The organism is Enterobacter cloacae complex sp. FDA-CDC-AR_0164, assembly GCF_003071645.1.
GTDB classification, from domain to species: Bacteria; Pseudomonadota; Gammaproteobacteria; order Enterobacterales; family Enterobacteriaceae; genus Enterobacter; species Enterobacter ludwigii.
On record NZ_CP028950.1, the window covers coordinates 392,303 to 415,593 of the forward strand.

The window sequence follows — 23,291 nt, forward strand, 5'->3', positions numbered from 1 at the left end:
CTTTTTTCACACTTTAAGGCTATTTTTAGCCTTAAAAACGCACCATCCGCTCAAAACTCAGACAAAACAAAACGGCCCGGAGGCCGTTTTGAGGAAATCTGTATGCAACATACTGGAAAAGCTCCAGCCGTTGCAAATCCGATTTATCAGGCGATGGTGCCTGCGCCGCGACACGGCGGCGATGCAAATACCGTATCCTGCAAGCCTTCCCATTCCTTAATGGTATAGGTGTGCAATGCCAGCGCATGTACGGTTGTGGAGAGTTCTTCCGTCAAGGTGCTGTAGATCAAGCGATGTCGGTTCAGGAAACGTTCTCCCGTGAAGCGATCGCTGACCAGAACCACTTTAAAGTGGCTTTCAGAACCTGCCGGCACGTTATGACGATAGCTTTCGTCGACGACTTCGAGGAACACAGGGTTGAACGCTGCCCTTAATTTATCTTCTATCTGTTCACGTATCATCATGAAATCACTCCTCCGACAACGCCAGGATGTCACCCATCCCTTTAAATATTAGCCGCTTTTACCGTTTCCATTACAACAAGACAACAAATATTTAGCTTTCGTCTTATTTTCTCATTCAGACGAATGAAGTTCACTGTGAGACTCATACCTTTTGACCTTCGCGCGTGGAGAAAAAGGCGGGGCTGGTCAGTTTTCGGACAAGGCGATGAATTTACATGCGTTGACCACTTCCCCTGGCCGTTAGCGATGTTATGATGGCGGCAATTTTTCTCTGTAATGCTTACGATTCGTTGAGAACCTGAAAATGTTAAAAAAACTCTTCTTTCCGTTGGTAGCACTTTTTATGCTGGCAGGCTGCGCTACCCCGCCTACAACCATTGATGTCTCCCCTAAGATTACCCTGCCTCAGCAGGATCCTAGCCTGATGGGCGTAACCGTGAGCATTAACGGTGCCGATCAGCGTCAGGATCAAGCCCTGGCTAAAGTGACCCGCGACAACCAGCAGGTGACGTTGACCGCCTCACGCGACCTGCGCTTCCTGCTGCAGGAAGTGCTCGAGAAACAGATGACTTCCCGCGGCTATATGATTGGCCCAAGCGGTGCGGTTGATCTGCAGATCATCGTGAACAACCTGTACGCTGACGTGTCCCAGGGTAACGTTCGCTACAACATCTCCACCAAAGCGGATATCGCCATCATCGCGACCGCGAAGAACGGCAACAAGATGACCAAAAACTACCGTGCGAGCTACTCTGTTGAAGGCGCGTTCCAGGCGTCCAACAAAAATATTGCTAACGCGGTTAACAGCGTGCTGACTGACACCATTTCCGATATGGCGCAGGACACCAGCATCCACGACTTCATCAAGCAAAACGCGCGTTAATCCCGCTTCCTGACCCGGTGTTTCACCGGGTCAGTTTTATATGAACATGTCGAGTCATTACTTACGCATTTTCCAGCAACCCAAATCAGCCATCCTGCTGATCCTTGGTTTCGCCTCCGGTTTACCTCTCGCCCTCACCTCCGGCACGCTGCAGGCCTGGATGACCGTCGAGAATATCGATCTCAAAACCATTGGTTTCTTCTCCCTCGTCGGCCAGGCTTACGTCTTTAAGTTCCTGTGGTCGCCGGTGATGGACCGTTATACCCCGCCGTTCCTGGGCCGTCGTCGCGGCTGGTTAGTGATGACCCAGGTCCTGTTGCTGATCGCAATCGCGGCGATGGGCTTTCTTGAACCCACGACGCAGCTTCGCTGGATGGCCGCCCTTGCGGTGGTAATCGCCTTCTGTTCTGCCTCGCAGGATATCGTTTTTGATGCCTGGAAGACGGACGTGTTGCCTGCAGAAGAGCGGGGAGCCGGCGCAGCCATTAGCGTGCTGGGCTATCGTCTGGGGATGCTGGTATCCGGTGGTCTGGCGCTGTGGGTGGCCGACCGTTATCTCGGTTGGCAGGGCATGTACTGGCTGATGGCCGCCCTGTTGATCCCCTGTATTATTGCCACCCTGCTCGCCCCCGAACCGAGCGATGTGATCCCGGTTCCACGTTCTCTGGAGCAGGCCGTTGCCGAACCTCTTCGCGACTTCTTTGGCCGCAACAACGCCTGGCTTATCCTGCTGTTAATCGTCCTTTATAAGCTCGGCGATGCCTTCGCGATGAGCCTGACCACCACCTTCCTAATTCGCGGGGTCGGGTTTGATGCCGGCGAAGTCGGCGTGGTGAACAAAACGCTCGGGTTGTTTGCGACTATTGTCGGGGCCCTGTACGGCGGCGTATTAATGCAGCGTCTGACGCTCTTTCGCGCACTGCTGATCTTCGGCATCCTGCAGGGGGCATCGAACGCCGGTTACTGGCTGCTGTCGGTGACGGATAAGCATATGATCAGCATGGGCGCCGCGGTGTTTTTTGAAAACCTGTGCGGCGGTATGGGGACTGCGGCGTTTGTTGCCCTGCTGATGACCCTGTGCAACAAATCGTTTTCCGCGACGCAGTTCGCTCTGCTCTCGGCGCTTTCCGCCGTTGGTCGCGTGTATGTCGGGCCGATTGCCGGCTGGTTTGTTGAAGCCCATGGCTGGCCAACGTTCTATCTCTTCTCCGTGGTAGCGGCAGTGCCTGGACTCTTATTGTTACTGGTCTGTCGCCAGACGCTGGAATATACCCAGCGAACAGAACACTTTATGCCACGCACGGAATATCATCGCGCTTACCGTTTTGCGTTACGACTGTTAATGGCGGGTTGCTTTGCCCTGGTGCTGTGGCTCGTGGTGCTCATTATTAATGCCACCACCTCTCTGGTACTGCCTCTCGAAGCGCTTCTGCTGGATGCCGGCGCGCTGCTGGCAGTTGCCGGGATCCTGACTGGCGGGCTGCTCGATTTCATGGCGCTGCGTAAAACGCAGTTAACCTGAAGTAAAATCCGAAAGGTTATTTCCCGTTGTAATCACGAACCGAAATTATAACGGTGAAATAGCCGCCAGCCGCTAAAAAAAATATTTGTTGTTTTGTGCGGGATAGGATTCGGAAATTATTGGAGTCAATTGCAGAACGCTATTTTTCATTAAACGATTCAGCATCAGAGAGTTTGATTTTTCGTTTTTTAGTTGTCTTTTTATTGATAATTAATTGTTAATTTTTTGTTTATTTTTCACAATGGTTATACCAATTGCCCCTTTTAGGGTATGCTTGGGGGTCCTTTCGTTATAAAGCCCATGCCATGCGGCTTACGTCTTAAAAAGCGACATAATTTGCAACACTTGTGACATGTGCGGCAGAACCCGGTAACACCTTCCTGACACAGGTCTAATGATGTTTACAGTAATGTAACCTTCCCGTAAAATGCCCCCACACTTTAAACGCCACCAGACTCCCGTGGAATTGAGGTCGTTAAATGAGACTCAGGAAATACAATAAAAGTTTGGGATGGTTGTCATTATTCGCAGGCACTGTATTACTCAGTGGCTGCGATTCTGCACTACTTGACCCCAAAGGACAGATTGGACTGGAACAACGTTCACTGATATTGACGGCTTTTGGCCTGATGTTGATTGTGGTTATTCCAGCCATTTTGATGGCTGTTGGTTTCGCCTGGAAGTATCGTGCGAGCAATAAAGATGCGAAGTATAGCCCTAACTGGTCACACTCCAATAAAGTGGAAGCTGTGGTCTGGACGGTACCTATCCTGATCATCCTGTTCCTTGCCGTACTGACATGGAAAACCACTCACGCACTTGAGCCAAGCAAGCCGCTGGTTCACGATGAAAAACCGATTACCATTGAAGTGGTCTCCATGGACTGGAAATGGTTCTTCATCTATCCGGAACAGGGCATTGCCACCGTGAATGAAATCGCCTTCCCGGCGAACACTCCGGTTCAGTTCAAAGTGACCTCCAACTCCGTAATGAACTCCTTCTTCATCCCACGTCTGGGTAGCCAGATTTACGCGATGGCCGGTATGCAGACTAACCTGCACCTGATCGCGAATGAAGCAGGCACCTACGATGGTATCTCCGCCAGCTATAGCGGCCCGGGCTTCTCAGGTATGAAGTTCAAAGCTATCGCGACGCCAGACCGTGCCGCTTTCGACCAGTGGGTTGAAAAAGCGAAGCAGTCTCCAAACACCATGTCTGACATGGCGGCGTTCGAAAAAGTGGCAGCACCTAGCGAATATAACAAGGTGGAGTACTTCTCTAACGTGAAACCAGATTTGTTCAAAGACGTTATTGGCAAATTTATGGATCACGGCAAGAGCATGGACATGACCCAGCCTGAAGGTGAGCATAGCGCACACGAAGGTATGGAAGGCATGGACATGAGCCACGCGGAAACCGCTCACTAAGGGGCCGAGGAAGAAAATGTTCGGAAAATTGACACTGGATGCAGTGCCCTACCATGAACCCATTATCGTGGTTACGGTTGCTGCAATTATCATCGGTGGCGCAGCCTTACTGGCCTTGATCACTTACTTCGGTAAGTGGAGCTACCTGTGGAACGAGTGGCTGACTTCGGTTGACCACAAAAAACTGGGTATCATGTACTGCATCGTCGGTATCGTCATGTTAATTCGTGGCTTTGCGGATGCGATCATGATGCGTAGCCAGCAGGCACTCGCGTCTGCGGGTGAAGCCGGCTTCCTGCCGCCGCATCACTACGACCAGATCTTTACCGCCCACGGCGTTATCATGATCTTCTTCGTGGCGATGCCGCTGGTTATCGGTCTGATGAACGTTGTCGTTCCGCTGCAAATCGGCGCGCGCGACGTAGCGTTCCCGTTCCTGAACAACCTGAGCTTCTGGTTCACGGTTGTCGGCGTTATCCTGGTTAACCTGTCACTGGGTGTGGGCGAATTTGCGCAGACCGGCTGGCTGGCTTACCCGCCGCTTTCGGGAATTGAGTACAGTCCGGGCGTTGGCGTCGATTACTGGATTTGGGCACTTCAGCTCTCCGGTGTCGGTACAACCCTGACCGGTATCAACTTCTTCGTGACCATTATCAAGATGCGTGCCCCTGGCATGACCATGTTCAAGATGCCGGTATTTACCTGGGCATCTCTGTGCGCCAACATCCTGATTATTGCATCATTCCCAATTCTGACCGTCACCATCGCGCTGCTGACCCTGGACCGCTACCTGGGCACCCATTTCTTTACCAACGATATGGGTGGCAACATGATGATGTACATCAACCTGATTTGGGCCTGGGGTCACCCGGAAGTGTACATCCTGGTTCTGCCGGTCTTCGGTGTGTTCTCCGAAATCGCAGCAACCTTCTCGCGTAAACGTCTGTTTGGTTACACCTCTCTGGTGTGGGCAACCGTGTGTATTACCGTTCTGTCGTTCATCGTTTGGCTGCACCACTTCTTCACCATGGGTGCTGGCGCGAACGTAAACGCCTTCTTCGGTATTACAACCATGATTATCGCAATCCCTACCGGGGTTAAGATCTTCAACTGGCTGTTCACCATGTACCAGGGCCGTATCGTGTTCCACTCAGCAATGCTGTGGACTATCGGCTTCATCGTCACCTTCTCCGTGGGTGGGATGACCGGTGTACTGCTGGCGGTACCGGGTGCTGACTTCGTTCTGCACAACAGTCTGTTCCTGATTGCGCACTTCCATAACGTTATCATCGGTGGTGTGGTCTTCGGCTGCTTCGCTGGCGTAACCTACTGGTGGCCAAAAGCGTTCGGTTTCACCCTGAACGAAAAATGGGGTAAACGCGCATTCTGGTTCTGGATCATCGGCTTCTTCGTTGCATTTATGCCGCTGTACGTGCTGGGCTTCATGGGTATGACCCGTCGTCTGAGCCAGCAGATTGATCCACAGTTCCACCCAATGCTGATGGTTGCAGCGGGCGGTGCCGTGCTGATTGCTTGTGGTATCGCGTCTCAGCTGATTCAGTTCTACGTTTCTATTCGCGACCGCGATCAGAACCGTGACCTGACCGGTGACCCATGGGGTGGCCGTACGCTGGAGTGGGCAACCTCTTCTCCACCACCGTTCTATAACTTCGCTATTGTGCCGCAGGTCCATGAACGCGACGCATTCTGGGAAATGAAAGAAAAAGGTGAAGCGTACAAGCAACCTGCTCATTACGAAGAGATCCACATGCCGAAAAACAGCGGTGCGGGCATTGTTATTGCCGCCTTCGCAACGGTATTTGGCTTCGCAATGATCTGGCACATCTGGTGGATGGCGATTGTTGGCTTCGCCGGCATCGTAATCAGCTGGATTGTGAAGAGCTTTGACGAGGACGTAGACTACTACGTACCAGTCCGTGAAGTCGAAAAACTGGAAAACCAGCATTTCGATGAGATTTCTAAAGCGGGGCTGAAAAATGGCAACTGATACTTTGGCGCACTCTACTGCCCACGCGCATGAACATGCGCACCACGATACAGGACCGACGAAAGTCTTCGGTTTCTGGATCTACCTGATGAGCGACTGCATTCTGTTCTGCTGTCTGTTCGCAACGTATGCCGTTCTGGTGAACGGCACTGCGGGCGGCCCGGCCGGCAAGGACATCTTTGAACTGCCGTTCGTTCTGGTAGAAACCGCGCTGCTGCTGTTCAGCTCCATCACCTACGGCATGGCGGCTATCGCCATGTACAAAAACAACAAGAGCCAGGTTGTCTCCTGGCTGGCGTTGACCTGGCTGTTTGGTGCTGGCTTTATCGGGATGGAAATCTATGAATTCCATCACCTGATTATGGAAGGCTTCGGGCCGGATCGTAGTGGCTTCCTGTCTGCGTTCTTCGCACTGGTAGGGACCCACGGTCTGCACGTAACGTCTGGTCTGATCTGGATGGCAGTACTGATGTTCCAGATCTCCCGTCGTGGCCTGACCAGCACTAACCGCACGCGTATCCTGTGCCTGAGCCTGTTCTGGCACTTCCTGGACGTTGTGTGGATCTGTGTGTTCTCTGTTGTATATCTGATGGGGGCGATGTAATGAGTCATTCAAACGATCATGGCGCTTCCCACGGTAGCGTAAAAACCTATATGACAGGTTTCATCCTGTCGATCATTCTGACGGTGATCCCGTTCTGGATGGTGATGAGCGGTTCTGCGTCTAAGCCGGTTATTCTGGGTGCAATCCTGGTAACCGCGGTGATTCAGATTCTGGTGCATCTGGTTTGCTTCCTGCACATGAACACCAAGTCCGATGAAGGCTGGAACATGACGGCTTTCATCTTTACCGTGATTATCATCGCTATCCTGGTAGTCGGTTCCATCTGGATTATGTGGAACCTTAACTACAACATGATGGTTCACTAAGAGCGGCGAGTATGTTTAAGCAATACCTGCAAGTCACGAAACCAGGCATCATCTTTGGCAACCTGATCTCCGTAATTGGGGGGTTCCTGCTGGCCTCTAAAGGCAGCATCGATTACACCCTCTTTATCGCTACGCTGGTCGGTGTGTCGCTGGTTGTTGCATCCGGTTGTGTATTTAACAACTACATCGACATGGATATCGACAAGAAGATGGAAAGGACTAAAAATCGGGTGCTGGTTAAAGGCCTGATCGCCCCTTCCGTCTCGCTGGTGTACGCCACCTTGCTGGGTATTGCTGGCTTTATGCTGCTGTGGTTTGGCGCTAACCCTCTGGCCTGTTGGCTGGGGGTGATGGGGTTCGTCGTCTATGTGGGCGTTTACAGCCTGTATATGAAACGCCACTCCGTCTACGGAACGCTGATTGGTTCTCTCTCCGGCGCTGCGCCGCCGGTGATTGGCTACTGCGCCGTCACGAACGAGTTCGACAGCGGTGCGCTGATCCTGCTGGCTATCTTTAGCCTGTGGCAGATGCCGCACTCCTATGCCATCGCGATTTTCCGCTTTAAGGATTATCAGGCAGCGAACATCCCGGTTCTGCCGGTCGTGAAGGGCATTTCCGTGGCTAAAAACCACATCACGCTGTACATCATCGCCTTTGCCGTGGCAACGCTGATGCTCTCTCTGGGCGGTTACGCCGGGTACAAATACCTGGCGGTAGCGGCTGCGGTGAGCGTCTGGTGGCTCGGCATGGCCCTGCGCGGCTACAAAGTGGAAGATGACAAGGTCTGGGCACGTAAGCTGTTCGTGTTCTCCATTGTCGCTATCACTTCGCTGTCGGTGATGATGTCCGTGGATTTCATGGTGCCTGATTCACACAACCTGCTGACTTACGTCTGGTAAGTCACACCAGGTGAATAAAAGGGTGCTTCGGCACCCTTTTTTATTCATCGAATCCATTAATAACGCATGTAATATTTGTTAAATAACCCTTTATTTACCCCGCCCCTTCCCCGCACTACACTATGGCCTGCTTTTGAATTGAGGTGGTAATGAACGATTATAAAATGACGCCAGGCGAATTGCGCGCGACCTGGGGTTTAGGGACTGTTTTCTCGCTACGGATGCTTGGCATGTTTATGGTCCTGCCTGTTCTGACCACGTACGGCATGGCGCTACAGGGTGCCAGCGAAGCGCTGATTGGCCTGGCGATTGGCATCTACGGTCTGGCTCAGGCGGTATTTCAGATCCCGTTTGGCCTGCTCTCGGATCGGGTTGGCCGCAAGCCGCTGATTGTCGGCGGCCTGCTTATTTTTGTGCTCGGCAGCGTGATAGCCGCCCTCTCCCACTCCATCTGGGGAATTATTCTTGGTCGCGCCCTGCAGGGCTCTGGTGCGATTGCCGCCGCCGTGATGGCGCTGCTGTCAGACTTAACCCGTGAGCAGAATCGCACCAAAGCGATGGCGTTTATCGGCGTGAGCTTTGGCGTCACTTTCGCGATTGCGATGGTACTCGGGCCTATCATCACCCATAAACTCGGCCTGCATGCCCTATTCTGGATGATTGCCGTGCTGGCGACCGTCGGTATTGCGCTGACCCTTTGGGTGGTGCCGGACAGCAAAAACCACGTCCTTAACCGTGAATCCGGGATGGTGAAAGGCTGCTTCAGCAAAGTGCTGATGGAACCGCGCCTGCTTAAACTTAACTTCGGCATCATGTGTCTGCACATCCTGCTGATGTCGACCTTTGTCGCCCTTCCCGGTCAGCTTGCCGCCGCGGGCTTCCCTGCCGCGGAGCACTGGAAAATCTATCTGGTGACCATGCTGATTTCGTTCGTCTCGGTCGTGCCGTTCATCATCTACGCCGAAGTGAAACGCAAGATGAAGCGCGTCTTCATTGGCTGCGTGGCGGTGCTGCTGATTGCCGAGATTGTGCTCTGGGGATCCGGCCCGCACTTCTGGGAACTGGTGGCCGGCGTGCAGCTCTTCTTCCTGGCCTTTAACCTGATGGAAGCCCTGCTGCCATCGCTGATTAGCAAGGAGTCCCCGGCCGGCTATAAAGGCACAGCAATGGGGATCTACTCCACCAGCCAGTTTATCGGCGTGGCTATCGGGGGCTCGCTCGGCGGCTGGGTGGACGGCCTGTTTGATTCGCAAACCGTGTTCCTCGCAGGCGCACTGCTGGCGATGGTCTGGCTGCTGGTCGCCAGCAGCATGAAAGAGCCGCGCTACGTCAGCAGTCTGCGGGTCGAAATTCCTGAGGATGTTGAGATTACCGACGCGCTAAAACAGCGTCTTGAAGCAACGGAGGGGGTAAGTGAAGTGCTTATTGCCCCACAAGAGCGCAGCGCTTACGTCAAAATAGACAGTAAAGTGACTAACCGCTTCGAAATCGAGCAGGCTCTCAAAGCCTGAAAAAATGCCCGGTAAAACCGGGCATTTTTGTCTTAATCGCGGAAGTTCTTGAACTGGAACGGCTGCCCCAGATCGCCGCCACGTACCAGCGCCATAACGGCCTGCAGGTCATCGCGGGATTTACCGGTCACACGAATTTCTTCACCCTGGATTTGCGCCTGAACCTTGAGCTTGCTGTCCTTGATGAGCTTAACGATCTTCTTCTGAACCGCGCTCTCAATACCCTGCTTCAGTTTGGCTTCGACAAACCAGTTTTTACCGCTATGCACAAACTCGTCTGGTACATCCAGTGAGGTGCCTTCAATGCCGCGTTTAAGCAGCTTGGCGCGCAGAATATCCAGCAGCTGGTTAACCTGGAAATCAGATTCGCTCAGGACCTTAATGGTCTTATTCGCATCGTTCAGCTCGAAAGTTGCCTCAACGCCACGAAAGTCGAAACGTGACTCAACTTCACGGCTTGCGTTTTCAACGCCGTTGCGGACTTCCTGGATATCAACTTCGGAAACAATATCGAAAGATGGCATCTTTTCTTCTCCCTTCATTTTTGTTGCGTTGCATAATACCCGCTACAAGGCAGATACCCCAAATAATTCGAGTTGCAGCTATCCCTGGCCGCTCACGTGAGGAAACACCGCACAGATGTCACAGGGTTTACTCAACAGAAGCTTAGCTGACGGCGCTATACTTAGGCCGTAACACCTGGCGCAGTTGCAGGTGAGGAGGAACAATGAAAATTACAGTGCTCGGATGCGGAGCCCTTGGACAGCTATGGCTGACCGCGCTTTGCAAGCACGGACATGAGGTACAGGGCTGGCTGCGCGTGCCCCAGCCCTATTGCAGTGTGAACCTGATTGACGAAGACGGAAGTATATTCAACGAATCACTCACCGCGAACGATCCGGATTTTCTGGCGCAAAGCGATCTGCTGCTGGTCACGCTCAAAGCATGGCAGGTTTCAGATGCGGTAAAGACGCTGGCCGCGCAACTTCCCCCAGACTCCCCCATTCTGCTGCTGCATAACGGCATGGGAACCATTGATGAGCTGAAAAGCATCCCGCATCCCTTGTTGATGGCGACCACCACGCACGCTGCACGCCGCGATGGCAACATTATCGTGCATGTCGCCAACGGCGTAACGCACATGGGCCCCGCCCGTACGCAGGATGGTGACTACAGCTATCTGGCGGATGTTCTGCAGAAGGTGCTGCCGGACGTGGCCTGGCATGACACTATCCGCCCGCAGCTGTGGCGCAAGCTGGCGGTTAACTGCGTGATCAATCCGCTGACGGCGCTGTGGAACTGCCCGAACGGGGAACTGAAAAATCATCCGCAGGAAATTGCCACCCTGTGCGCGGAGGTCGCCTCGGTTATCGAACGTGAAGGCCTGCATACCTCGGCGGAGGATTTGCGCTATTATGTTGAGCAGGTAATTGAAAGTACTGCAGAAAACATTTCCTCGATGTTGCAGGACATTCGGGCGTTACGCCACACAGAGATTGATTACATCACGGGCTATTTGCTTAAACGCGCCCGCGCCCACGGCATTGCCGTGCCGGAAAATGCCCGTCTGTATGACCTGGTTAAACGTAAGGAGAGTGAATATGAGCGCGTCAGCACTGATCTGCCTCGCCCCTGGTAGCGAAGAGACAGAAGCCGTCACCACCATTGATTTGATGGTGCGCGGCGGCATTAACGTGACCACCGCCAGCGTCGCCAGCGACGGTAATCTGACCATCACCTGTTCACGCGGCGTAAAAATCCTCGCCGATGCACCGCTTGTGCAGGTGGCCGACGGGGATTACGACATCATCGTACTGCCGGGCGGCCTGAAGGGCGCGGAGTATTTTCGCGACAGCCCGCTCCTGGTCGAAACCGTCAGGCAATTCCATCTGTCGGGGCGCATCGTTGCGGCAATTTGTGCCGCAGCCGGCACGGTTCTGGTGCCGCATAACATTTTCCCGATCGGGAATATGACCGGTTTCCCGGGACTGAAAGAGACCATTCCTGAAGAGCAATGGGTGGATAAACGTGTGGTCTGGGATCCGCGCGTCAATCTGCTCACCAGCCAGGGGCCGGGTACCGCGATAGATTTTGGACTGAAGATTATCGACCTGCTGGTCGGGCGTGAGAAAGCCTACGAGGTGGCGTCGTCGTTAGTAATGGCAGCGGGGATTTATAATTTTTACGAAGCGTAGCGTGTAAAGAAAGCCGGGTAAGCGAAGCCGCCACCCGGCAAACGGTTAAGGGCGATAGACCTTCACATTCGCAAAGCCCTGCTCGCGCAGATACAGCGCCTGCAGACGGCTCATCACCCCGCGCTCGCACCACAGCAGATACGTTTTGCTCTGGTCGAGATCGCCGAATTTGGTGCTCAGCTTGTAGAACGGCAGGGAAACCACGTCCACGCCTTCAACCTGCAGCGGTTTGTCATCCTGCTCATCAATGGAACGGATATCCAGAATCGCGTCGTTGGCACCGAAACCGCTGACGGTTTCAACTTCAACCACTTCCTGCTCGGTCTGCTGGGCAATCTCGCGGATATCGATGTTGGTCGCTTCCGCCACCACCTTCTCCAGAATGCCGAAATCGAAGTTTTCTTCTTCGGCTTCGATTTTCGCCTTCACCGCTTTGACGGTCGGGCTTTTTGAGATCACACCGCAGTATTCCGGCATGGTGCGGGCAAAATCTTCGGTACCGATTTTGCGCGCCAGATCGATGATGTGCTCTTTATCGTAGGAGATCAGCGGACGCAGGATCAGGGTATCCGATACGTTGTCGATAAGACGCAGGTTGGTCAGGGTCTGGCTGGAGACCTGGCCCAGCGCTTCACCGGTGACCAGCGCCTGCACGCCGTACCGCTCCGCCACTTTGGACGCTGCACGCACCATCATGCGTTTCAGCACCACGCCCATCTGACCGTCGTCCACTTTTTCAAGGATTTCGCCGACCACTGGCTCAAAGTTGATCGCCACAAAACGCACGCGGTGGGAGCTGCCGAAGCGGTTCCACAGATAGTGCGCAACCTGACGTACGCCGATTTCATGCGCCGCACCGCCCAGGTTAAAGAAGCAGTAGTGTACGCGGCAGCCGCGGCGCATCAGCATATAGCTGGAAACACCGGAGTCGAAACCGCCGGAGATCAGCGACAGGACATCTTCCTGCGTGCCGATTGGGAAACCGCCGATACCTTCATAACGGCCTTTCACCAGCAGCAGGCGATCGTTTTCGATCTCCAGGTTAACGGTCACGTCCGGGTTAGTCAGGCGCACGCGGGCGCTCTCAACGTGCTGATTGAGGCCGCCACCCACATAGCGCTCCACTTCAATGGAGCTAAACTCATGCTTACCACGACGCTTCACGCGCACGCAGAAGGTTTTGCCTTCAATCTGATCGCGGTACTGCACCAGCGCTTTTTCAAAAATGTCATGCAGGGAGGTGTAAGGAACGTCTTCCACTTCCAGAATATGGTGAATGCCCGGAATACGGGTCAGCGCGTCGCGAATATCCTGACGTTTGTTTTCATCTTTCGCGCGAACCTCAACGTGGTCCCAGTGACGCACCACGGCGAGCGTTTCGTCGTAGTGTTTTAATACGTTACGAATGTTCCCGGTGAGAATTTTAATAAAGCGCAAACGCACAGATTGGCTTTTGATGGTGATTTCAGGGAACAATTTAATGATAAACTTCATGGCGGCAATGTTTCTTAGGCAAGCTTAAGGCTTGTAATGGAAAATGAAATATACACAAAATCATTCAGGTGGCATCAACGCGGCGAGTCACAGCCCCCCGCAAGCTTACGCGAGTAAGTAACGGAAAGGCGCAACGTAGCCCAAACAGAGACAACCTGAAGGATGACGTGTATAGCAGCCCACACCCGTGGCTGCATCCAGGCGCGCAAGTATATCATCTTCACGCCGCTCCTGTGCACATTGCGCGTTATTTGATAATTGCCCCGAGTCCGTTACCATGTCGGGGCTGAGAATATAAGAGTCAATTCACTATGCCGAAGAAGAACGACGCACCGGCCAGTTTTGAAACTGCGCTGAGTGAGCTGGAGCAGATTGTCACCCGCCTTGAGAGCGGCGATTTACCGCTGGAAGAGGCGCTCAATGAATTCGAGCGCGGCGTGCAGCTGGCGCGCCAGGGGCAGGTCAAACTGCAGCAGGCCGAGCAGCGCGTGCAGATCCTGCTGTCCGACAGCGAAGACGCTAAAACTACGCCATTCACACCGGACGCCGAGTAAATGGATTTCGCCAACGAGCTTCAGGCATGCGTCGCGCGTGCCAACGATGCGCTGCGCCGTTTTATTGAGCCACAGCCTTTTCAGAACACTCCACTGGTTGAAGCCATGCACTATGGCGCACTCTTGGGTGGAAAGCGCCTGCGTCCGTTTCTGGTCTACGCCACGGGCAATATGTTTGGTATCAGCGCTAACACGCTGGATGCCCCGGCAGCCGCCGTTGAGTGCATCCATGCCTACTCGCTGATCCATGATGATTTGCCGGCCATGGACGACGACGATCTACGTCGTGGCCAGCCTACCTGCCACATCAAGTTTGGCGAAGCGAATGCCATTCTGGCGGGGGATGCCCTGCAAACCCTGGCGTTCTCGATTCTGAGCGATGCGCCGATGGCCGAAGTGGCCGACCGTGACCGTCTGTCGATGATCTCTGAACTGGCAATGGCCAGCGGCGTCGCCGGTATGTGTGGCGGTCAGGCACTGGATCTGGAAGCGGAAGGACGTCAGGTTAATCTGGAACAGCTGGAGCGTATTCATCGCCATAAAACGGGCGCATTGATTCGTGCAGCCGTTCGTCTGGGCGCCCTGAGCGCGGGTGAACAGGGGCGCAAAGCCCTGCCGATACTGGACAGATACGCAGAAAGTATCGGTCTGGCATTCCAGGTTCAGGATGACATTCTGGATGTGGTGGGCGATACTGCAACATTGGGTAAACGTCAGGGTGCGGATCAGCAGCTTGGCAAAAGTACCTACCCCGCCCTGCTGGGTCTTGAGCAAGCCCAACGTAAAGCCCGGGATCTGATAGAGGATGCCCGCCAGTCGCTGAATCAACTGGCCGCGCAATCACTGGATACTTCGGCACTGGAAGCGCTAGCGGACTATATAATCCAGCGTGATAAATAAACACACTATCTCGATGAGCCTTTGATGAGTTTTGATATTGCCAAATACCCGACACTGGCGTTAGTTGACTCCACCCAGGAGTTACGCCTGTTGCCGAAAGAGAGCCTGCCGAAGCTGTGCGATGAGCTGCGTCGCTACCTGCTCGACAGCGTAAGCCGCTCCAGCGGCCATTTCGCCTCCGGGCTTGGCACGGTAGAGCTGACCGTGGCGCTGCATTATGTCTATAACACGCCGTTCGATCAGCTCATCTGGGATGTCGGCCACCAGGCCTATCCGCATAAAATTCTGACCGGACGTCGCGATAAAATTGGCACCATTCGTCAGAAAGGCGGCCTGCATCCGTTCCCATGGCGTGGCGAGAGCGAGTACGACGTATTAAGCGTTGGGCACTCCTCCACCTCAATCTCTGCGGGTATCGGTATTGCGGTGGCAGCCGAAAAAGAGAATAAACAGCGTCGTACCGTCTGCGTCATTGGCGACGGGGCGATCACTGCCGGAATGGCCTTTGAGGCCATGAACCACGCGGGCGATATCAAGCCAGACATGCTGGTTATCCTTAATGATAACGAAATGTCGATTTCCGAAAACGTGGGCGCGCTGAACAACCATCTGGCGCAGTTGCTCTCCGGCAAGCTTTACTCCTCGCTGCGCGAAGGCGGAAAAAAAGTCTTCTCCGGCGTACCGCCAATCAAAGAACTGCTTAAACGCACCGAAGAACACATCAAAGGCATGGTCGTGCCGGGTACGCTGTTTGAAGAGCTGGGCTTTAATTATATTGGTCCGGTGGACGGGCATGACGTTCTGGGGCTTGTCACCACGCTGAAAAACATGCGTGACCTGAAAGGCCCACAGTTCCTGCATATCATGACCAAAAAAGGCCGTGGATACGAACCGGCGGAAAAAGATCCCATCACCTTCCACGCGGTACCGAAATTCGACCCGAGCAGCGGTTGCCTGCCCAAAAGCAGCGGTGGCATGCCGAGCTATTCAAAAATCTTTGGCGACTGGCTGTGTGAAACCGCCGCTAAAGACAATAAGCTCATGGCGATCACCCCGGCCATGCGTGAAGGTTCTGGCATGGTGGAGTTCTCCAAAAAATACCCGGACCAGTATTTTGACGTTGCCATTGCCGAGCAGCACGCGGTGACCTTCGCGGCAGGCCTGGCGATTGGCGGTTATAACCCGGTTGTCGCCATTTATTCCACCTTCCTGCAACGCGCCTACGACCAGGTGATCCATGACGTTGCCATCCAGAAGCTGCCGGTCCTGTTTGCTATCGACCGCGCAGGCATTGTGGGTGCTGACGGCCAGACGCACCAGGGGGCATTTGACCTGTCGTTCCTGCGCTGCGTCCCGGATATGGTCATCATGACGCCAAGCGATGAGAACGAATGTCGTCAGATGCTGTTTACCGGCTACCACTATCAGGATGGCCCTAGTGCGGTGCGCTACCCGCGCGGCAATGCCGTCGGCGTTGAACTGCAGCCGCTGGAAAAACTGCCGATAGGTAAAGGTCTGGTGAAGCGTCGCGGTGAGAAAGTGGCGATCCTGAACTTTGGTACGCTGATGCCGGAGGCCGCGAAAGTGGCTGAAACGCTGAATGCGACCCTCGTGGATATGCGCTTTGTGAAGCCGCTCGACGAGGCCCTGATCCTGAGCATGGCGGAATCTCATGACGTGCTGGTCACGCTGGAAGAAAACGCCATCATGGGTGGCGCGGGCAGCGGCGTAAACGAAGTGCTGATGGCTAACCGTAAAGCCGTGCCGGTACTGAACCTTGGTCTGCCGGATCATTTCATTCCGCAAGGCACCCAGGACGAAGCCCGTGCGGCGATTGGCCTGGATGCGGCCGGCATTGAGTCGAAAATCCGTTCCTGGCTGGCCTGATCCCTCCCCTTTTCCGCTCCTGCTATGCTTAAACGTATTGTTTAAAAAAGCAGGAGCGGAACCATGCAATACACGACATTAGGAAAAACAGACCTTCAGGTTTCCCGACTTTGCCTGGGATGCATGACCTTTGGCGAGCCAGACCGGGGAAATCACGCCTGGACGCTGCCGGAAGAGAGCAGCCGCCTTATCATCAAACGCGCACTCGACGGCGGGATTAACTTTTTTGATACTGCCAACAGTTACTCCGACGGCAGCAGCGAAGAGATTGTCGGCCGCGCCCTGCGCGATTTTGCCCGCCGTGACGATGTGGTCGTCGCCACCAAGGTATATCACCAGGTGGGTGATTTGCCTGAAGGCCTTTCCCGTGCGCAAATCCTGCGATCCATTGATGACAGCCTCCGGCGCCTGAATATGGATTATGTCGACCTGCTGCAGATCCACCGCTGGGATTACAACACGCCGATTGAAGAGACGCTGGAAGCCCTTAACGATGTGGTTAAGGCCGGGAAGGCACGTTACATCGGCGCATCGTCTATGCACGCTTCGCAGTTTGCCTCAGCGCTTGACCTTCAGGCGCAGCACGGCTGGGCACGGTTTGTCACCATGCAGGATCACTACAACCTTATCTATCGCGAAGAAGAGCGCGAGATGCTGCCGCTCTGCTATCAGGAAGGTGTAGCGGTGATCCCATGGAGCCCCCTGGCGCGCGGACGCCTCACCCGACCTTGGGGAGAGACCACTGCCCGCTCGGTGTCGGATGCGTTCGGTAAAACCTTGTACGAAGGTACGGAAGCCAGCGATGCGTTGATCGCCGAACGTTTAGCGGGGATTGCCGATGATACCGGTGCCACGCGTGCGCAGGTAGCGCTGGCGTGGTTGCTGAGCAAACGCGGAGTCGCGGCACCGATTATCGGTACATCGCGGGAAGAACAGCTGGATGAGTTGTTGAGTGCCGTTGATTTAACGCTGACGCCTGAGCAAGTCGCCGAGCTGGAAACGCCGTACCAGCAGCATCCGGTGGTAGGGTTTAAGTAAGCCCACGCCCTGCCCCTCTCCCAAAAGGAGAGGGAACAAAATCCCTCGGCCGGGTAAGCGCAGCGCTACCCGGCCGACGAATCACGCAAAGTGGTCGTAACCCTTCCAGTCAAGCGTAACCGGCGCGCCATCACGCACAAATTTCAGCCCTTCACTTTCCGGCATAATCTGTCCGATACAGGTAAACTTCGCCCCAAGGTGAGCTAGCGCCACGTCCAGCGTTCCCCGGTTCAGCTCCGGTACGGTAAAGCACAGCTCATAATCTTCGCCGCCGGAGAGCGCCCAGCGCAGAGCCTGCTCGGGTTCCACATGGCGAAGCAATGGCTCTGACAGCGGGAACAGATCCAGATCTACGCGCGCGCCCACACCGCTGGCCTTCAGAATATGGCCGAGATCGGAGATAAGCCCGTCAGAGAGATCGATAGCCGAGCTTGCCCGCTCGCGCAGCGCCTGGCCGTGCAAAATACGCGGCGTTGGGCGCAGATGGCGTTTCACCAGATATGCCGCATCGTCGGCATCCTTGACGCGTAAGCGATCCTGGAGGATTGCCAGCCCTGCGGCGCTGTCGCCCGGCGTGCCGGTCACGTAGATCCAGTCACCCGGCTTTGCGCCCGAGCGTTTCAGCGCCCGGCCCAGCGGGACATAGCCGTGGATCGCAAGCGTCATCGACAGCGGCCCGGCAGTGGTGTCACCGCCAATCAGCTGCATATCGTAGTAGTTGAGCTGATCAAACAGCGCATCGCTAAAGGCTTCAAGCCAGTCTTCGTCCACCTCGGGCAGCGTCAACGCCAGCGTCAGCCACGCGGGATCGGCGCCCATGGCCGCTAAGTCGCTTACGTTGACCGCCAGCGCTTTATACGCCAGATCGGCGGGATCGATATCAGGTAAAAAATGACGTCCGCACACTAAGGTGTCGGTGCTGATTGCCAGCGTCTGTTTTTCGGGAATATTGAGAAGTGCGCAGTCATCACCAATGCCGGTTTCAACATCAAGACGAGAGGTTCTGACACGGTCGAAATAACGGGCAATCAGGGAGAATTCGCCGCATGCCATACGTTATGCCTCAGCAAATTAAATAAAAAAACCGGAGCCGCACTGCCCGGCAGGCAATGCAAAACTCCGGTTTGCGGATCACTTTTTGTGGGGACGGATCGCAGGTGCGGCTTTATCCAGCACGCCGTTTACAAATTTATGGCTGTCTTCAGCGCCGAAGGTTTTCGCCAGTTCGATCGCTTCGTTGATGGCCACTTTGTACGGCACATCATCACGTTTAGACAACTCAAACAGCGCGATACGCAACACTGCTTTCTCAACCTGACCCAGCTCTTCGAGCAGACGGGACAGGTATGGCTTCATCAGACCATCGAGATACGCGCTATTAGTCGCCACTCCCGACAGCAGTTCACGGAAGTACAGAACGTCAACGTCTTTCACGTCCTGTTCTGACAGGAACTGGTATTCAACATCAGCGATGTCGTTCTGGGACAACTGCCAGGAGTAAAGTGCCTGGACGGCACATTCACGGGCGCGGCGACGAGCAGCAGGTTTCACGGAATTCCCCTTACAAAAAAATCAGGCCTTAATGGCTTTCAACACATTGATCATTTCAAGCGCGGTCAGTGCAGCTTCTGCACCTTTGTTACCGGCTTTGGTACCAGCGCGCTCAATGGCTTGTTCAATACTTTCGGTAGTCAGCACGCCAAACGCGACAGGAATTTCTGCATCCTGCGCAACGTGTGCCAGACCATTGCTTGCACCGCCTGCAACGTATTCGAAGTGTGCAGTGCCGCCACGAATAACGGTACCCAGCGCAATCACCGCGTCGTATTTACCGGTTTTCGCCAGCGCGCCCGCTGCCAGTGGCAGTTCATAAGCACCTGGAACCCAAACAACGGTAATGTTGTCATCTTTAACCTGGCCGATACGTTTCAGGGCGTCAATGGCACCTTCCAGCAGGCTGTCGTTGATGAAGTTGTTGAAACGCGCAATGGTGATGGCGACGCGAGCGTCCGGGGTAGCTACAGCAGCTTCAATAATGTTCATACTCTTCCTTTACGGGTTCATTTGGCCCCGCAGGGGGGCGGATTTTATCATAATACTTTGCGCACTGCTTCCCTATTTCAGGAGCAATTACGCTGGCGTTAAATAGAGGCAGACATCCGGGCCCACCGGACGAATCTCGCTAAATTTGAGTTGTGGTGCATCGCCAAGTTTTTCAAGACCCGGCAGCACAAACAGACCACGCGCATCGTTACCCAACAGTTTAGGTGCTACGTAGACAATCAGCTCATCCACCAGCCCGGCCTGCAGCAGCGCGCCGGCCAGCGTCGGCCCCGCTTCTACCCAGATACTGTTCACCTGTTGCTTACCAAGCAGCATCATCAGCACCACTAAGTCGAGGTGCCCGTTATGCTCTGGCACCATGATGCTGCGTACGCCTTGCGGCCATTCACGCGCATCGTCCTGCGTGCGTGCAATCCAGGTTTCGCCCGGCTGTTGCACGATGCGGTGCGCAGGCGTGATGCGATTCTGGCTATCGATGACAATACGCAGCGGCTGACGCAGGTTTTCCTGCGGGTAGCACGCCTGGGTATCGGCATTCAGTTCATCCCAGCGCACGGTCATGGCAGGATTATCAGCCAGAACCGTTTCACTGCTGGTGAGGATAGCATGGCTTTGCGCGCGCAGACGTTGCACATCGCGCCTTGCCTGCGCAGAGGTGATCCACTGGCTCTCGCCGTTCGCCATCGCCGTACGACCATCCAGTGAGGCCCCAAGCTTAAGCTGAATGTACGGGAACCCGGTGCGCATGCGCTTCAGGAAGCCTTTGTTGATCGCTTCTGCATCCTGCATCATCAGACCGTGACTGACATCAACTCCTTCCTGCTGCAGTCGATACAGGCCACGTCCGGCAACCTGCGGATTGGGATCCTGCATCGCCGCGACAACGCGCGCGACACCCGCCGCAATCAGTGCTTCGCAGCACGGCGGGGTACGGCCGTGGTGGCTGCAGGGTTCCAGCGTCACGTAGGCCGTTGCACCGCGCGCCTTTTCGCCGGCCATACGCAGGGCATGAACTTCGGCATGGGGCTCACCGGCACGGTAGTGAAACCCTTCGCCCACGATCTCGCCATCGTTGACAATGACGCACCCGACGTTAGGGTTGGGATGGGTGGTAAAACGACCGCGCTGCGCCAGCTTCATGGCTCGCGCCATGTAAATCTCATCCTGCATGAGCTTAATCCTGTAAGCGGGCGATCTCTTCGCCAAACTCTTTGATATCTTCGAAACTGCGGTACACAGAGGCGAAGCGGATATAGGCGACCTTATCGAGCTTTTTCAGTTGCTCCATCACCAGGTTGCCAATCATCTTGCTTGGCACCTCGCGCTCACCCAAACCACGAAGGTAAGATTTTATGTGGTTTAACGCCATTTCGACGTCATCTGCACTGACAGGGCGTTTTTCCAGCGCCTTGAGCATCCCGCTGCGCAGTTTCTCTTCGTTAAACGGCTCACGCACGTCGTTACTTTTTACCACGCGCGGCATTACCAGCTCTGCAACCTCAAAGGTCGTGAAACGCTCGTTGCACACCAGACATTGCCGGCGGCGGCGTACGGAAGACCCTTCGCCCACAAGGCGAGAGTCGATAACTTTGGTATCCACAGCGGAGCAGAATGGGCAATGCATACGGTATCCCTGTTATGTGGTTAACTGATTTTCATTTTACCCTGATCTGGCCTGACAACAAAGGAAGAGCTTTTTGAGACAAAGGATCTATGCCTGTTGATGCGATGCTGGCTACCATTACGGAGATCCGTTATTTCAAGGAAATAAACGCAATGACAAGACGTTACCTGAAAATATTGCTGGTGGGGAGTCTGTTTACCCTTAGCGCCTGTGCACAGCAAACCGAAGTCCGTCAAATGAAACAAAGCGTGAATACGCTCAATACCACGATGGACAAACTGAACAAAGAAACCGTGAAGATCACCCAGCAAAACGCGCTGAATGCCAAATCCAGCAGTGGGGTTTATCTACTGCCCGGGTCTAACACCCCGGCGCGCCTTAACAGCCAGATTGGCACGCTGAAAATGTCGCTGGTAAACGTGGCGGCCAATGCGGATGGTACTCGCGCAACATTACGCATTCAGGGGGAATCCAACGATCCTCTGCCAGCCTTTAGCGGCACCGTCGAGTGGGGGCAGATTCAGGGCACCACAGAGAACTATCAGGAAGTGAACGTGAAGAGCCAGCTGTTCACCGCACCCGCCAGCGTGCTGGCCCCGAGCGATGTTGACATTCCGATCCAGCTGAACGGACTTACGCCGGATCAGTTAGGTTTCATCCGCATTCACGATATCCAGCCCGCCGCGCAGTAATCCCCTTTCAGCGGAGTGCAATGTCACTCCGCTAACATTTACAATCCGCAAAGATTGGCAACAGAAATCATTGCCGCTACAATCCCCGCCGTTTAAAGTACGCAAACGTGAACGCAATCGATTACGCGTGTGAGAGATATGTGAAACAACACATATTTTTGTGAGCAAGGATTCCTATAATAGGCTCCGCAGAAACACGAAATATTTAGAAACGCAATTCGCGCATTTTTCACTCCCGGAAGGGAATTTCAATCAGTGGCATGATTATGAAAAAAACATTACTCGCGGCTGGCGCCGTGCTGGCACTCTCCTCCACTTTCACTGTTAACGCAGCGGAAAACGATAAACCACAATACCTCTCCGACTGGTGGCACCAGAGCGTTAACGTGGTCGGCAGCTATCACACCCGTTTCGGACCACAGATCCGCAACGATACCTACCTGGAGTACGAAGCCTTCGCCAAGAAAGACTGGTTCGATTTCTACGGCTATATGGATGCACCGGTCTTCTTCGGCGGTAACACCGATGCGAAAGGGATCTGGAACCACGGTTCCCCCCTGTTCATGGAGATCGAACCCCGCTTCTCCATTGATAAGCTGACGGGCACCAGCCTGGCGTTTGGTCCATTCAAAGAGTGGTACTTCGCGAACAACTACATCTACGACATGGGCCGTAACGCGTCCGGTCGTCAGAGCACCTGGTATATGGGTCTGGGTACCGACATCGACACCGGTCTGCCAATGAGCCTGTCCCTGAACGTCTATGCGAAATACCAGTGGCAGAACTACGGTGCCGCGAACGAAAACGAGTGGGATGGCTACCGCTTCAAAGTGAAATACTTTGTGCCAATTACCCAGCTGTGGGGCGGTAACCTGAGCTATATCGGTTTCACCAACTTTGACTGGGGTTCAGACCTGGGCGACAACGACTTCCGTGACCTGAACGGTAAGAAAGCGCGTACCAACGACTCCATCGCCTCCAGCCACATCCTGGCGCTGAACTACGATCACTGGCACTACTCCGTTGTTGCGCGTTACTGGCATAACGGCGGTCAGTGGAACGATGACGCAAGCCTGAACTTCGGCAATGGCGACTTCAGCGTACGTTCTACCGGCTGGGGTGGTTACCTGGTTGTCGGTTACAACTTCTGATGTGAAAGAAGGCAAAAACGGACAAAGCCAGCTGATATGCTGGCTTTT

The 23,291-nt window shown here is 54.5% G+C and carries 24 protein-coding genes; 16 read left to right on the forward strand and 8 right to left on the reverse strand.

What is annotated here, in order from left to right; genetic code table 11:
- Positions 1-146 precede the first annotated feature (146 nt).
- On the reverse strand, positions 147-464 hold the full coding sequence (bolA, locus tag AM410_RS01960) for a transcriptional regulator BolA (protein ID WP_013095855.1): 318 nt from the start codon (positions 462-464) through the stop codon (positions 147-149).
- Positions 465-768: 304 nt separating this feature from the next.
- On the opposite strand from bolA, the gene AM410_RS01965 reads away from it, so the two are divergent.
- The 8 genes from AM410_RS01965 (at position 769) to AM410_RS02000 (ending at position 9,644) form a co-directional block, all read left to right on the forward strand.
- Positions 769-1,347 carry a lipoprotein gene (locus AM410_RS01965; RefSeq protein WP_014168866.1) on the forward strand — a complete coding sequence of 193 codons (579 nt, stop codon included), beginning with the start codon at positions 769-771 and terminating at the stop codon, positions 1,345-1,347.
- Positions 1,348-1,393: 46 nt separating this feature from the next.
- Entirely contained in the window at positions 1,394-2,869 is a 1,476-nt protein-coding gene (ampG, locus tag AM410_RS01970; RefSeq protein WP_025204965.1) for a muropeptide MFS transporter AmpG, read from the forward strand.
- A 479-nt stretch (positions 2,870-3,348) separates the two neighbouring features.
- Complete coding sequence (cyoA, locus tag AM410_RS01975) at positions 3,349-4,296, forward strand: cytochrome o ubiquinol oxidase subunit II (RefSeq protein WP_008503322.1); 948 nt, start codon at positions 3,349-3,351, stop codon at positions 4,294-4,296.
- 16 nt (positions 4,297-4,312) lie between these two features.
- A complete protein-coding gene (gene cyoB / locus AM410_RS01980; protein WP_014168864.1) occupies positions 4,313-6,304 on the forward strand; it encodes a cytochrome o ubiquinol oxidase subunit I in 1,992 nt (663 codons plus the stop codon).
- On the forward strand, positions 6,294-6,908 hold the full coding sequence (locus AM410_RS01985) for a cytochrome o ubiquinol oxidase subunit III (protein ID WP_014168863.1): 615 nt from the start codon (positions 6,294-6,296) through the stop codon (positions 6,906-6,908). The genes cyoB and AM410_RS01985 overlap by 11 nt, the downstream gene beginning before the upstream one ends.
- Positions 6,908-7,234 carry a cytochrome o ubiquinol oxidase subunit IV gene (locus AM410_RS01990; RefSeq protein ID WP_006176899.1) on the forward strand — a complete coding sequence of 109 codons (327 nt, stop codon included), beginning with the start codon at positions 6,908-6,910 and terminating at the stop codon, positions 7,232-7,234. The genes AM410_RS01985 and AM410_RS01990 overlap by 1 nt, the downstream gene beginning before the upstream one ends.
- Positions 7,235-7,245: 11 nt before the next feature.
- Positions 7,246-8,133: a heme o synthase gene (gene cyoE, locus AM410_RS01995; protein WP_014168862.1), complete on the forward strand. Its 888-nt coding sequence runs from the start codon at positions 7,246-7,248 to the stop codon at positions 8,131-8,133.
- A gap of 149 nt (positions 8,134-8,282) precedes the next feature.
- Positions 8,283-9,644: an MFS transporter gene (locus AM410_RS02000; protein WP_020885214.1), complete on the forward strand. Its 1,362-nt coding sequence runs from the start codon at positions 8,283-8,285 to the stop codon at positions 9,642-9,644.
- Between the two features lie 32 nt (positions 9,645-9,676).
- Here the strand turns inward: AM410_RS02000 and AM410_RS02005 are convergent, their stop codons facing one another.
- On the reverse strand, positions 9,677-10,168 hold the full coding sequence (locus AM410_RS02005; RefSeq protein ID WP_020885215.1) for a YajQ family cyclic di-GMP-binding protein: 492 nt from the start codon (positions 10,166-10,168) through the stop codon (positions 9,677-9,679).
- 203 nt (positions 10,169-10,371) lie between these two features.
- Between AM410_RS02005 and panE the strand changes: the two genes are divergently transcribed.
- Together panE and yajL are read left to right on the forward strand one after the other, a co-directional pair.
- Positions 10,372-11,283 (forward strand): 2-dehydropantoate 2-reductase, encoded by a 912-nt coding sequence (gene panE / locus AM410_RS02010; protein ID WP_073395609.1) that lies wholly within the window; start codon positions 10,372-10,374, stop codon positions 11,281-11,283.
- Positions 11,246-11,839: a protein deglycase YajL gene (gene yajL / locus AM410_RS02015; protein WP_020885217.1), complete on the forward strand. Its 594-nt coding sequence runs from the start codon at positions 11,246-11,248 to the stop codon at positions 11,837-11,839. The genes panE and yajL overlap by 38 nt, the downstream gene beginning before the upstream one ends.
- Before the next feature lie 45 nt (positions 11,840-11,884).
- Here yajL and thiI read toward each other — a convergent pair whose 3' ends face one another.
- On the reverse strand, positions 11,885-13,333 hold the full coding sequence (thiI, locus tag AM410_RS02020; RefSeq protein ID WP_014168857.1) for a tRNA uracil 4-sulfurtransferase ThiI: 1,449 nt from the start codon (positions 13,331-13,333) through the stop codon (positions 11,885-11,887).
- 311 nt (positions 13,334-13,644) lie between these two features.
- Between thiI and xseB the strand changes: the two genes are divergently transcribed.
- The 4 genes from xseB (at position 13,645) to AM410_RS02040 (ending at position 17,712) form a co-directional block, all read left to right on the forward strand.
- Positions 13,645-13,887: an exodeoxyribonuclease VII small subunit gene (gene xseB, locus AM410_RS02025; RefSeq protein ID WP_008503331.1), complete on the forward strand. Its 243-nt coding sequence runs from the start codon at positions 13,645-13,647 to the stop codon at positions 13,885-13,887.
- Positions 13,888-14,787, forward strand: coding sequence for a (2E,6E)-farnesyl diphosphate synthase (ispA, locus tag AM410_RS02030; protein ID WP_014168855.1), 900 nt, complete (start codon positions 13,888-13,890; stop codon positions 14,785-14,787).
- A gap of 24 nt (positions 14,788-14,811) precedes the next feature.
- Positions 14,812-16,674 (forward strand): 1-deoxy-D-xylulose-5-phosphate synthase, encoded by a 1,863-nt coding sequence (gene dxs / locus AM410_RS02035; protein ID WP_020885219.1) that lies wholly within the window; start codon positions 14,812-14,814, stop codon positions 16,672-16,674.
- A 63-nt stretch (positions 16,675-16,737) separates the two neighbouring features.
- Complete coding sequence (locus AM410_RS02040) at positions 16,738-17,712, forward strand: aldo/keto reductase (protein WP_014168853.1); 975 nt, start codon at positions 16,738-16,740, stop codon at positions 17,710-17,712.
- A gap of 81 nt (positions 17,713-17,793) precedes the next feature.
- Here the strand turns inward: AM410_RS02040 and thiL are convergent, their stop codons facing one another.
- The 5 genes from thiL to nrdR all read right to left on the reverse strand — a co-directional run bounded on the left by thiL (position 17,794) and on the right by nrdR (position 21,400).
- A complete protein-coding gene (gene thiL / locus AM410_RS02045) occupies positions 17,794-18,765 on the reverse strand; it encodes a thiamine-phosphate kinase (protein WP_020885221.1) in 972 nt (323 codons plus the stop codon).
- A gap of 78 nt (positions 18,766-18,843) precedes the next feature.
- Positions 18,844-19,263, reverse strand: coding sequence for a transcription antitermination factor NusB (gene nusB, locus AM410_RS02050; RefSeq protein ID WP_006809908.1), 420 nt, complete (start codon positions 19,261-19,263; stop codon positions 18,844-18,846).
- A gap of 21 nt (positions 19,264-19,284) precedes the next feature.
- Complete coding sequence (gene ribH, locus AM410_RS02055) at positions 19,285-19,755, reverse strand: 6,7-dimethyl-8-ribityllumazine synthase (protein WP_006176874.1); 471 nt, start codon at positions 19,753-19,755, stop codon at positions 19,285-19,287.
- An 87-nt stretch (positions 19,756-19,842) separates the two neighbouring features.
- A complete protein-coding gene (ribD, locus tag AM410_RS02060) occupies positions 19,843-20,946 on the reverse strand; it encodes a bifunctional diaminohydroxyphosphoribosylaminopyrimidine deaminase/5-amino-6-(5-phosphoribosylamino)uracil reductase RibD (RefSeq protein WP_108647468.1) in 1,104 nt (367 codons plus the stop codon).
- A gap of 4 nt (positions 20,947-20,950) precedes the next feature.
- Positions 20,951-21,400 (reverse strand): transcriptional regulator NrdR, encoded by a 450-nt coding sequence (gene nrdR / locus AM410_RS02065; RefSeq protein WP_008503337.1) that lies wholly within the window; start codon positions 21,398-21,400, stop codon positions 20,951-20,953.
- Positions 21,401-21,552: 152 nt separating this feature from the next.
- On the opposite strand from nrdR, the gene AM410_RS02070 reads away from it, so the two are divergent.
- Both AM410_RS02070 and AM410_RS02075 read left to right on the forward strand, forming a co-directional pair.
- Entirely contained in the window at positions 21,553-22,092 is a 540-nt protein-coding gene (locus tag AM410_RS02070) for a DUF3251 domain-containing protein (protein ID WP_083599649.1), read from the forward strand.
- A gap of 266 nt (positions 22,093-22,358) precedes the next feature.
- Positions 22,359-23,243 carry a nucleoside-specific channel-forming protein Tsx gene (locus AM410_RS02075; protein WP_025204975.1) on the forward strand — a complete coding sequence of 295 codons (885 nt, stop codon included), beginning with the start codon at positions 22,359-22,361 and terminating at the stop codon, positions 23,241-23,243.
- The last annotated feature ends 48 nt before the right edge of the window (positions 23,244-23,291 follow it).